We start from the raw sequence: 12,599 nt of genomic DNA, 5'->3' as shown, positions 1-12,599 counted from the left end.
AAAACGGCAAAGTGCCGTCTTCCTTATTCCACATCTTCACCATTGCTGGCAATGACTTTCTTGTACCAGTAGAATGAGTCTTTTGGTGTTCGGTCCAGTGTTCCATTTCCAGCATCGTCCATATCCACGTAGATAAAGCCGTAGCATTTCCGCATTTCACCTGTTCCTGCTGACACGAGGTCGATACAGCCCCAAGTCGTGTAGGCAATCAAGTCAACACCATTTGCAATAGCATCTGCCATGGCATTAACATGGGCACGGTGGTAGTCGATGCGGTAATCATCGTGGATAACCCCGTCTTCTTCCACCGTATCAAAGGCTCCCAAGCCATTTTCCACAACCATGAGTGGAATTTCATAGCGGTCGTACATTTTTTCAAGATAGTATTGGAGTCCAGACGGATCATGTGCCCAACCCCAGTCTGAGTAAGTCAAGTAAGGGTTTTTGGCACCTGCAGAGAAGTTTCCTGATACTGTATCATCTGACTGGTGAGTCGTTACAACGGTTGACATATAGTAAGAGAAGGTGTACATATCGACTTTCCCTTTGGCCAGGACTTCTAGGTCATCCTCTGCCATTTCAAGCTCCACATTGTGCTCTGCCCAGAGGCGTTTGGCATAGGTGCCGTATTTTCCTTTGGCCTGCACGTCGCCACAATAGTAGATGTTTTGCTCCCAAGCGTGTTGGTTAGCAAGAATATCTGCTGGATCACAAGTCCCAGGGTAGAAGGTGATACCGCAAATCATGTTCCCGATTTTATTTTCTGGGTCAATCTCATGCCCAATTTGAACGGCCTTGGCAGAGGCAACAAATTGGTGGTGGAGACTTTGGTAGGCATCTTGGTAATCCTGGTCCGTCATGTCATCACCAAAGAGATCCAAGAACATGATGCCACCGTTGATTTCATTGAAGGTCAACCAGTATTTAACAAGCCCCTTGTATTCCTTGAAAATAGTTTCCGCATACTTGACATAGAAATCAACAAGCTTGCGGTTTTTCCAGCCACCAAAACGTTGTTCTAGGCTAAGTGGTGTATCAAAGTGCCAAATGGAAACCAGGGGCTCAATACCGTACTTGCGGCATTCTTCAAAAACAGAACGATAGAAATCTAGGCCGGCTTGGTTTGGCTCAGCATCATCACCATTTGGGAAAATCCGTGCCCACGAAATGGACAAACGGAAAACAGAGTAACCCATTTCTGCGAAGAGCTTGATATCTTCTTTATAGCGGTGGTAGAAGTCCACAGCCTTATGGTTTGGATAATAATGATCTTCTAGAACTGCATAGGTTGCCCCTTCTGGCAGATGACCACCAGCATGGCCCATGGAAGCATACTTGCCTGGCTTGCCATCCTTGTCAATGTAGGTTGTATAGCGAGGGCTGTTAACAGAACCTCCTGTTGTAACGTCTGTCTGGACCAAACCGCGTCCGTCTACATTATAGGCACCTTCTGCCTGGTTGGCTGCAATAGCTCCTCCCCAGAGGAAATTTTTTGGAAATCGTGACATAAGTTTCTCCCTTATCTTTTTTCTGATAAATATAGTATAAACAGATTTGAAACCCTTTTCTTCTCAAATAATATGCTATAATGGTACTATCCTACGAATTGGAGAATTGTATGCAACCACCATTGACGGATAAGAACTTCAAACACGCCGTTGACTACGACAGCCGTTTGTTGCCCTATAAGTATTACCATACCAGTGTCATGAACGGGATTCCTGATGTTCTTTTTCATTGGCATAATGAATTTGAAATCAACTATGTTTACGGAGGGACAGCCCGCTACCATATCGACTATGATTATTTCAATAGTCAGGCTGGTGATATAATCCTTATTCGGCCCAATGCTCCGCATTCCATTCACCCGATTGAGCAACGGGGGCACGAGACGGATACTTTACTCTTTCATCTGGATATGCTGGGGGCTTCTCACTTGGACAAAACCAGTATGCTCTATCTCCAACCCCTGCAGACGGATGTCTTCAAGTGTGTTCCACGCATCCAAGCCCGAGACCCAGGCTATGCAGAAATCAGACAGTGCTTACTAACCATTTTCGAATTGGTCAGACACCAGCCACCCTACTTCGAATTGCCACTCAAGAGTCGACTATTTGACCTCTTCTACCTGCTCTACCGCCACCGCTACATTGTCCGAAAAAATACCGATGATATGTATCGGAAGAATGAAAAACTGCGGTTGTTGATCGAGTACATCCAGCAACATTATGCCGATAACTTGACCATTGAAGAGCTGGCAGGCCGAATGGGCTATACCAAAACTCACTTTATGACAGTCTTCAAGCAACAAACAGGGACTTCCTGTATGGAATTTATCATCCAAGTCCGACTGCGAGCCGCAACCGAGCTCTTGACTAACACCCTCAAACCAGTACTGGAAATCGCCACCGAAGTTGGCTTTAATAACCTGTCCAACTTCAACCGCCAGTTCAAGCAATACTACCACACCACCCCTAGCAACTACCGCAAGCAATTGCGGAAGAATAGGACCTATACCAATTTTGATAAATAATAGAAAGGACTAGGGCCTCCGTATTTGGTTGAACTGAATACGGGCTACGGACTGGGCCAAAAAGATAAACGAGAACTAGACGCTTGCGTCGTCGTTCTGTTTCCTACGTCATTTAGTTTTTCTTTTATTACTTCGTTAATTCGCTTTGCCGTACTTCAGTACTGCCTGCAGCTCATTGCCTAGTACTAAAAGTAAACTAAAAGACTATATTTTATCTGTGTCCGCTGAACGCCCTTTATATCTTAGATTATGATCACCATGCACCTCTACTATACTGGATCAGCTGATAATGCACGTGCTTTCGCTCAGGAAATGGAGGCTAGAGGCATTGCAGACCGCATTCGCCAGCAGGCTGGTAACCAGCGTTACCAATACTTTGCACCGCTCGACGATCCCCATTCCATTCTCTTGATTGATAGTTGGACAGACCAAGCTGCTCTAGATATCCACCATGCTTCCCCTATGATGCAGGAAATCCTAGATCTACGGAGCAAGTACCAGCTGACTGTGACAGCAGAACGATATTGCAGTGATGAAGATGGGATTCCGGATAGAGACCGAAATTTTATAGAGAAGTAATATCAATATCATACAAAACAACATCTGCCTCTATTTAATTAGTAGACAGATGTTTTTTTGTTATTCAACTGTAATAACCACTCTTTGGTAAACTTTTAATGGAATCTATCAAAAATAATTCAATTACTATTCGTTGACTTTTAATCCATCCAATGGTTGACTGAACCAGCGACCATTCAACACATTGTCAATTAAAATCTGTTTTTTATCTGCAGTTAAGTTACTATCTTCTCGAAGGTCCATAACAATGTCCTCCGCAGTTTGAGAATCTTCACCCATTTCAATTTCAGCTTTTTCTAAACTAGCATCAAATTTCATTACCTGACTGCCGTCAGCTGTCCACTCTTCCCATTGTGGTAATTTTTCTCCTTCAGGGTTACCACTTGTGATAAATCCTTTCAGATATGCTTTAAACTGTTGGCTTAGTTGTTTAGCACCTTCAGAATTGAAATCTTCACCGATGAAGGTAGCATAATTTGATGGTTGTTGAAGTAAAGGTTCAAATACGCCATGAAAGGCACCTAACAGCTGAGCTGTTTTTGGAGCAGTCTCTGCATTATCTCCATAAGAAATTTCTCCAATGTATATTGGTGAATTATATGTTCCTTGCATTTTTCTAGCACTATCTACAGTGTTAGAGAGACGATACAGAGCACTACCATATGTTTCGGTAAATATAAATTCTTTTAATTTGTCAGCATCTGAAAATAGACTGCCATCTGTCACAGAATTTGCAAAATAGGGATCGAAAGCTGTGAATAAAGAAAATTCGCTAGTTCCTGTTATTAAAAGAAGAGGCACATCATTATAATTTGACGTATCAAATCCTTCCTTCGGAATGACTACCCCATCTTTATACAGGTGCGGAAAGACAGACATACGAATACCAGCATTTCCCATCAAAGAAGCCAGTCGCTCTGCAGGTAGACCATAGAGATAATCAGTTACTTGATCATCATTAGATAGTAACCATTCTTTTGCTTCACTCTCTGTTGACTTTATACCATCTTCAACAACTAATGGCGCTATCGCAGTTGCAAAAATATCTTGGCTCTCTGTTTCATCTGCTAAAGTCATTCCTCCACTAAAGGAGATTGCTTTATCATATTTATCTTTAAATAGTGGAGAAATTAATGTTGCCATTACATCACGACCACCAGCCGAAAAGCCTGCTAAGGTCACATTATCCTTATCTCCACCAAAAACTTCAATATTTTCTTCAACCCAATCCAAAGCAGCAGCAATATCTAGAAGTGTATAGTTTCCAGAATTCTCTTCATCAGTCCCATTTTTGAGAGCATCTAAAGGATTAAAACCAAGAGCTCCTAATCGATAGTTAACTGAAACGTAAACTGCATTGAGATCATTTACAAAGCCGTTTCCTTTGATTTCTTGTGCATGACCAGTTTGGTTATTGCCTCCATGTAGAAAGACGACAACAGGCAAATTGGTATCTGTTGTATCTGGTCTTACAATATCAAGATTCAAAGCTTCTTCCGTTCCAATTACTTCACCTTTGGAAATTTGAATAAAGGGAGAACCTGTTTCAGTTGCATCAAAACTACCTTCCCATTTTTCTACAGGTTGCGGTGCCTTCCAACGCAACTCTCCTACTGGTTCCGCTGCATAAGGGATACCTAGCCATTCAATTGTTGAAGTCGTATCATCTTTTTGACCCGTGACTTCTCCACTAGCGATCACCTTAGTTACTTTATTATCAAAAATAGAAGTCTGTGCATTATCAGTCTGGCCACAAGCAGCTAATGTGCTGAAGGATAGAACGGTAAGTATATAAAATAGTATCTTTTTCATAATAATCACCCATATTTTAATATGTTTTTACCACAAAAAAATCTAAATAAATACTAACTTATTCGCAAAATCCGTGGAAAATACGTTCTGATTAGCATCTATTTAGATTTATTACAATGATCTATACAAAATTATCTGTTTTTCTAGTCTTGTATAGAAATATTAATTTACCCTTTCTCTATTCAATTTAATTATTTCACAGTCGTCAACAGGTAATCACCACTGTTGATCTGGCTTTCTTGGGTTACCAAGATGTCCTCGTAGTCAGCTGTGTTGGTCACGATAATTGGAGTGATGACCGGTAAATCTGCTGCTTTGATTTGATGAAGATCGAATTCTAACAACTTCTGACCTGCTTCTACCATATCCCCTACTTGGACAAAGGACTCAAAACCTTTACCTGCGAGGGAAACGGTGTCCATGCCGATATGGATGAGAAGCTCTGCTCCATTTTCCGTCCGTAGACCGATAGCATGCTTGGTTGGGAAGACAAGTGTAACTTCTGCTTTAGCAGGGGAAACTAGGATACCGTCTAGGGGGTCGATGGCAATCCCTTTCCCCATAGCTCCTGAAGCAAACACCGCATCTGGAACATCTTCTAATTTGACAATTTTACCAATGAGAGGACTAGCAATAATTTCTTGCTTGATTTCTTTTAATGTTGGGATAGACTCCTGTGGAGTCTCAACTACTTTTTTTCAGTAGGCTCTCCGTACAAGTAAGGAACTGGAAGAGCCATTTGGACTGCAAATGATAGAACAACTGCTGCTAGAGAGAAGCCCATCATAATCCACATTGGTGTGACACCAAGTTCAGGACTTACATAGCCTGGATACATAAAGATACCAAGAGCTCCCATAGCGTAGTTTTTCAAATCGAAGAAGGAAAGTCCTGCACCAATTACTGCAGATACAGCACAAGAGATATAGAATGGGGTTTTCATCGGAAGTGTAACACCATAAATCGCAGGCTCAGTAACACCAAAGATAGAAGATATAAATGCTGGCATAGCAACCGACTTAACTTTCGATTCTTTAGTTTTCATCATAATAGCCAACAACACACCAGTTTGAGTAAAGTTTGGAAGTGCAGCTGCTAATAAAATATTAGACCAACCGTTTTGTGAGAACTGCAAAATCGCAAGCGGAACCAATGCCCAGTGAAGACCGAACATAACCATAACCTGCCACAATGCACCTAGAAGGATACCATAAAGTAGTGGACTAAAGCCCATAACTGCAGTAAATCCTGCTGATAGTAAATCTGAAATATAGTTTGCAACTGGTCCAACTACCAAGAAAGTAAGAGGTACTGTAATAAGTAGTGTTGCAAATGGAACGATGAAGACTTTGACCACATCGGGCGTGATTTTCTTCATAAACTTCTCAACATGGGATGCCACCCATACAGCAAGTAAAACTGGCATTACTGTTTGCAAATAGCTACCAGACGCTGGTAATTGAAGAGTAATTCCAAATACTTTATCTAAACCTGCTTCTGCAAGACCTGCAACTGTTGTAGGAAGTGTTGGATAAACTAGGGCCATGGCAATTGCCATACCTGTAAATTCATTCATTCTGAATTTGCGAGCTGCATTATAAGCCAGCACAATTGGTAGGAATTGGAAGAAACCATCACCTGCGGCATTCAAGATTACATATAATGCACTATTGGTACTATTCCAGCCAAGTGTTGCAGCTAAAATGGCAACGATTCCTTTGATAATACCGGCAGCTGCTAAAACACCGAGTGAGGGTTGGAATACACCTGAAACCAAATCAACGAAGCGGTCAAAGAGATTGCCTTTTGGTCCGTCACCTTCGTCAATATCCAAAGCACCGTCCCCTGCGATCCCCGCAACTTTTTGCACCGCTGCATAGACATCGGGTACGTGGTTGCCAATAACTACCTGGTATTGACCTCCAGCTTGTACAACTGTCACAACACCATCACGCGCCTTTAAGTAATCAGTGTCTGCCTTGCTTTCGTCCTTGAGACCAAAACGAAGACGAGTCACACAGTGTTTGAGACTGCTGATGTTTTCTTTTCCTCCGACGTGAGCTACGATATCTGTAGCTAAATCTGTATAATCCTTTGCCATTTTTCGGCTCCTTTCTTTTTTCTGATAAACAGAAAAACCTAAACATATACCAAACACAGTTGATAGCATACGCCAACAATCATGTCTTGTATATATTTAGGTTTTGCCTGCTAACCAGTAACAATCCTTTTGTTAAAATTATAATAACACATTGCCAAAACTTTTGCAAGCGTTTTCTGAAGTTTTTTTGATTTTTTTCTAACTAGTTTTTAAACGTTGGATATGAATGGTCAAATAGACTTGTTCATCCTTGGACATTTCAAATTGATAGACCTGAGCAATATACTGCTGAATCTTTTGTGTACAGGCAAAGGAATCCGGATAGTTAGCTTTGACCTGCTCATAAAGGAAGGCATCGTTCTGTCCTTCTACAATCCCATTTGCCACCCGCTGGGCAAAATACTGCACATGGGTCACAAAACGGTGGTAGCTGGTATCTTCTTCATAAGCTACACAGCCAAAATGCAAGCGGACAATGTCTAAGATCTGTGTGACAATTTTACTTATAATCTGACTATCTTTTCCAAAAGCACCATTTTTCTGAGCATTGATCAAGTGAAGAGCAATAGATGATGCTTCTGATTTTTCCAAGTCCAGTCCCAAGCTTTCCTTGATATAAGCAAGCGCCGCTAGTCCCAACTGATATTCTTGTGGATAAAATTTTCTAATTTCCCAAGCCAAAGGATTTTCAATGCTTAATCCTTCTCGACTTCTTTGGAAAACAAAGTGGAGGTGATCACCTAATGCAAGGTAAAGTGATAGATCAAAGGAAACACCCAAAACTGTTTCTGCCTTAGCAATAATAGTATTGACAACCTCAGTCTCTCCATTCCCCATTTGAAGATAGAGATTGGTTAGATCTGCCTGTTGATTATCGTTTTGAAGAACAAAAGTCTTTTCAATCTTACTGGCATCTACTTGTTCACCAGTTTTCTTCTGAAATCCCAGACCCTTCCCCATTACAATCAATTCACGTCCCTGGTTATCAACTGCTTGAACAACATTATTGTTATAGACTTTTTCTATCTGCATTTGTTCTCACCACCTATTTCACTTGACTGATAAAAAAGAACCCAAGCATATAGCAAATAAGGCTGTTTCCAGACCATTTACTATCTACTTAGGTTTTGCCTGCTTATCAGTAACAATCCTATTCTTATCTTATCAGATTGTAAGCGGTTTGGCAATACTTTAGAACAAATTATTCTAATTCAAAAATCTTATAGCAACCCTAATCTGTCAAAGGCATTGTAAAGGCCGTCTTCTTCAACATCGTCTGTAATCATATCAGCCATAGCCAAGATCTCCGCTCCGCCATTTCCCATAGCGACCCCAACCGCACAGTAATCCAGCATGGGAATATCAATCTTAGCATCTCCAAAAGCGATGGTATCCTTCTGACTGGCTCCTAAATAGTCCAACAAAACATTAATCGCATGCGCCTTGTCGATGTTTTTCACTCCTAGGTCACCAAATAGAGCTGACTCTCCGCGGCCACCCCAAGTATTTGCGACCAAGTTGGGAAAAGCTTCCTTGGAGTCCAAATGATCCTGATAGGAATCGAGCACAAAACTGATTTTATTCAAATCATCTCGGTACAATTCTCCATCAAATACCATTCCATGCATGACATCTTCTACCTCTTGATTAGCGACCTCCTCAGCTGTTTTTCCCTTGTTCATGGCATAAATCTTCAAGGTTTCACGAGCCCGTTCACGGAAATTCTCACTGGCAAAAAGGCCGTTGTTGCTTTCCAGGTAAAATTCCAGACCGCGTTCATGAAGCCAGTCCACAATCGCTCGGCTATCCTCTTCTGATATGAGTTGGTGCATGACGACTTTGCCCTGATGCTCTACATAGGAGCCGTTGCCACCAATCATTCCGTCCAAGCCAATTTCCCATAGTTCTGGCTGCATTTCTGCCCGACTGCGACCAGTACAGACATAGACCAAATGCCCATTTTCTCTAGCCTGCCGGATAGCACGAATAGCTGATTCTGGAATTCGATTGTGATAGTCTACCAAGGTCCCATCCACATCTAAAAAAATAATCTTGCGCATCTTTATTCTCCTTGCCTTTTTCTACTACAAGTATAGTCTGTTTTTCTACCAAATAACAGTCAAAAACTGCGAAAGATTGATACTATTGTATGAACATGCAAAAAAAGAAAGCCACACGGGCTTTCTTTTTACTTATCTGATTATTTACGTTTTGGTGGGTTGTGGATCGCAACACCAAGAACATCAAGGAAGGCTTCGTACATCACTTCTGAGAAGGTTGGGTGACCGTGGATTGATGCTGCCACGTCGTCAACTGTCAATTCAGATTCCATGATGGTTGCTGCTTCGTTGATCATTTCAGCTGCAACTGGACCGATGATGTGAACACCAAGGATTTCATGGTATTTCTTCTCAGCGATAACTTTTACAAAACCATGTGCTTCGTTAGAAGCAATCGCACGACCGTTACCAGTGAAGCTGTTGCGACCGATAAGGATGTTTTCTTTACCGTATATCTCAATAGCTTGGTCTTCTGTCAAACCAACCATCGCGATTTCTGGGTGTGTGTAAACCGCTGCTGGTGTGAAGTCCAATTTAGCCTTATGGTGGTTGCCGTTGATGGCATTTTCAGCTGCCACTTCACCCATACGGTAAGCAGCGTGTGCCAACATCTTGGTACCGTTGACATCACCTGGTGCGTAGATACCTGGGATAGATGTTTCTTGGTATTCGTTAACCTTGATACGACCGCGGTCCAATTCAAGGTTAAGATTTTCAAGACCAGCCAATTGTGGTACACGTCCGATTGAAAGAAGGGCTTTTTCAGAAACAATTTCTGAACCGTCGTTCAACTTGATTGTCAATTGGTTGTTAGCTTCAACGATTTCAGATACACCAACGGATGTCAAGAATTTCATACCTTTCTTAGAAAGGACTTTTTGCAATTCAACAGACACTTCGCGGTCCATACCTGGAATGATACGGTCAGCCATTTCAACAACTGTTACTTCTGTGCCGTATGATGCGTAAACCAAACCAAGTTCCACACCGACTACGCCACCACCCATAACAGTGAGTGACTTAGGAATTTCACGCAAATCAAGAATATCATCAGAAGTCAATACCAACTTAGAATCAATACCTGGGATGTTGATGCGTGATACTTTAGAACCTGTTGCAAGGATGATGCTACGACCTTTGATAACCTTGTCGCCAATGACAACAGTCTTGTCAGGGTTTACTTGACCAAGACCATTGAAGATGGTTACCTTGTTAGCTTTCAAGAGACCTTGAACGCCACCAGTCAATGTCTTCACAACCTTGTTCTTGAAGTCAACTGTCTTGTCCATGTCAACGGTGTAGTTTGTTGAAGCAAGGTTGATACCACGCTCAGCTGCAATCTTCAAGCCGTCAAGGATTTCAGCGTTCTTAAGGTAAGTCTTAGTTGGGATACAACCCTTGTTCAAACAAGTACCACCAAATTCTGATTTCTCAACGATAGCGATTTTACCGCCCAATTGAGCACCACGAATAGCTGCGTAGTAACCAGCAGGACCACCACCGACAACAACCATATCATACTCGTCAGCAGCCAATTCAGCCTTAGGGGCTTGTGGAGCTGCTGCAGGAGCTCCAGGCACTTCTAAACCAGCTGCTTTCAAGTCAGCAGTTGCTTGAGCAACTGCTGCTGGAGCAGGTGCAGCACCCACTTCAACAGTTTCACCTTCTGCACCAAGGTAAGCAATGACTTCAGTTACAGGAACTGTTGCACCGTTACCATGAACGATTTTCAAAAGAACACCTGATTCTTCTGCTTCCAATTCCATGCTTGTCTTGTCTGACATCATCTCCAAGATAACATCACCTTCGTTGACAAAATCACCTTCTTGTTTTTTCCACTCGATGATTTCGCCTTCTTGCATATCTACACCAAGTTTAGGCATAATAATTTCAATTGCCATGATTAAGATACCAAGAGCGAAGAGAAAGCGACTGAAAAATTAGGAAATCGTAGAAAATCCTGATTTTCTAAACGATTTATCTATTTTTCCGAGCTTTCCGCTCGGGTTCAATTGCTAAAACTCTCTCGCTCTTATTCCCTTTCTTTATTTTCTATTCAGAAATCTACATTCCTTTATTTTCGACCAATAAAAACCTTATCAGATTAATAATTCTAATGGGTTTTCCAGCAAGTTCTTCAAGTCAACCATGAACTTAGCACCATTCATACCGTCAACGATACGGTGGTCAATGGTCAAGCAGAGTGCCATGATTGGACGGATTTTGATTTCGCCGTCGATGACAACTGGTGTTTGAACAGTTGCCGCAACACCAAGGATTGCTGAGTTTGGTTGGTTGATGATTGGGTTAAAGGTTTTAGTACCAAACATACCCAAGTTGGTGATAGAGAAGGTCGAACCTGACATTTCAGCACCCTTCAACTTACCAGATTGCGCCTTCTTGATGACATCTTTCGAAGCCACTACGAAGTCAGACAAGCTCATCTTATCTGCACCGTGAACAACTGGCACCACCAATCCTTCATCCAAACCTACCGCGATACCAAGGTTGACAAACTTGTGCAACTCGATTTCCTGAGCATCATTAATCAAAGATGCGTTCATGTAACGGTGTTCTTCTTTCATCAAAGTACGAACAACCGCAAGACCAATCAAGTCTGTAAAGGTCACTTTCAGACCAGTCTTGTTCATGATTGGCTCAAGGACTTGCTTACGCAATGCCATGAGGTTGGTCATGTCGATATCGTAGTTAAGCGTAAAGGTTGGAGCTGTTAAGTAAGAGTTGACCATACCTTTTGAAATTGCCTTACGCATTGGGCTCATCTTGATGATTTCAACGCCTTCTGGCAATTCTTTAGCTGGTTTTTCTTCTGCTTTCGGTGCTGGAGCAGCAGTTTCTACAGCTGCAGGAGCAAGTACTGCAAGAACGTCGTCCTTAACAATCTTACCATTGACACCTGAACCAGTAAGAGTTGACAAGTCAACACCTTGGTCGGCTGCAATACGGGCTGCAAGCGGAGTTGCTTTTGGAGCTGCTCCCTTGAAGTCTTCAACGTCAACCTTGTGGACACGACCGTTAGCACCTGTTCCTGGAACAAGACCCAAGTCAATTCCAAGCTCACGCGCCAATTTACGTGCTGCAGGAGTCGCACGAACCTTGCCACCACCTTGTGGCTTGGCAGCAACTGCAGGTGCAACGATGACAGGTGTACGACCTGCAGGCACTTCTTCGATTGCTGCTGCAGGAGCAACTGGAGCAGATGAAGCTCCTGCTTCAACTGTCTCACCTTCAGCACCCAAGTAGGCAATAACTTCTGTTACGGGAACAGTAGCACCGTTTCCATGAACAATTTTCAATAAGACGCCTGACTCTTCTGCTTCCAGCTCCATGCTGGTCTTGTCAGACATCATTTCCAAGATGACATCGCCTTCATTGACGAAATCGCCCTCTTGTTTTTTCCACTCGATGATTTCACCTTCTTGCATGTCCACACCGAGCTTAGGCATAATGATTTCAATAGCCATTTTTTAGATACCAAGTCCGAACAGAAAAC

At 42.3% G+C, this 12,599-nt stretch carries 8 protein-coding genes and 1 pseudogene; 2 read left to right on the top strand and 7 right to left on the bottom strand.

The features are described from left to right. Window positions 1-23 precede the first annotated feature (23 nt). Window positions 24-1,508, bottom strand: a complete 1,485-nt coding sequence (locus C1E58_RS07890) for a family 1 glycosylhydrolase (RefSeq protein WP_105209963.1) — start codon at window positions 1,506-1,508, stop codon at window positions 24-26. A 110-nt stretch (window positions 1,509-1,618) separates the two neighbouring features. Here C1E58_RS07890 and C1E58_RS07885 point away from each other — a divergent pair, with 110 nt between their 5' ends. Next, the gene (locus tag C1E58_RS07885; protein WP_105209962.1) at window positions 1,619-2,533 is read left to right on the top strand and encodes an AraC family transcriptional regulator; all 915 of its coding nucleotides are present in this window, start codon (window positions 1,619-1,621) and stop codon (window positions 2,531-2,533) included. Window positions 2,534-2,782: 249 nt separating this feature from the next. Further along, on the top strand, window positions 2,783-3,112 hold the full coding sequence (locus C1E58_RS07880) for a putative quinol monooxygenase (protein WP_419579767.1): 330 nt from the start codon (window positions 2,783-2,785) through the stop codon (window positions 3,110-3,112). Between the two features lie 126 nt (window positions 3,113-3,238). On the opposite strand, the gene C1E58_RS07875 is transcribed toward C1E58_RS07880, so the two are convergent. From C1E58_RS07875 to C1E58_RS07850, 6 genes and pseudogenes are all read right to left on the bottom strand, one after another. Beyond that, window positions 3,239-4,924 carry a carboxylesterase family protein gene (locus C1E58_RS07875; RefSeq protein WP_105114466.1) on the bottom strand — a complete coding sequence of 562 codons (1,686 nt, stop codon included), beginning with the start codon at window positions 4,922-4,924 and terminating at the stop codon, window positions 3,239-3,241. A gap of 191 nt (window positions 4,925-5,115) precedes the next feature. Next, window positions 5,116-7,025 (bottom strand): annotated as a pseudogene (locus C1E58_RS07870) (beta-glucoside-specific PTS transporter subunit IIABC). A 198-nt stretch (window positions 7,026-7,223) separates the two neighbouring features. Further along, entirely contained in the window at window positions 7,224-8,057 is an 834-nt protein-coding gene (gene licT / locus C1E58_RS07865; protein ID WP_105114465.1) for a BglG family transcription antiterminator LicT, read from the bottom strand. A gap of 188 nt (window positions 8,058-8,245) precedes the next feature. After that, a complete protein-coding gene (locus C1E58_RS07860) occupies window positions 8,246-9,085 on the bottom strand; it encodes an HAD family hydrolase (RefSeq protein ID WP_105209961.1) in 840 nt (279 codons plus the stop codon). 140 nt (window positions 9,086-9,225) lie between these two features. Then, the gene (gene lpdA / locus C1E58_RS07855; protein WP_105209960.1) at window positions 9,226-10,986 is read right to left on the bottom strand and encodes a dihydrolipoyl dehydrogenase; all 1,761 of its coding nucleotides are present in this window, start codon (window positions 10,984-10,986) and stop codon (window positions 9,226-9,228) included. A gap of 198 nt (window positions 10,987-11,184) precedes the next feature. Further along, on the bottom strand, window positions 11,185-12,570 hold the full coding sequence (locus C1E58_RS07850; RefSeq protein ID WP_105209959.1) for a dihydrolipoamide acetyltransferase: 1,386 nt from the start codon (window positions 12,568-12,570) through the stop codon (window positions 11,185-11,187). Window positions 12,571-12,599 lie beyond the last annotated feature (29 nt).

The organism is Streptococcus suis, assembly GCF_002964575.1.
GTDB classification, from domain to species: domain Bacteria; phylum Bacillota; class Bacilli; order Lactobacillales; family Streptococcaceae; genus Streptococcus; species Streptococcus suis_R.
The sequence above is the reverse complement of the archived record's forward strand: the minus strand, read 5'-3'. Positions and strand labels throughout refer to the sequence as shown.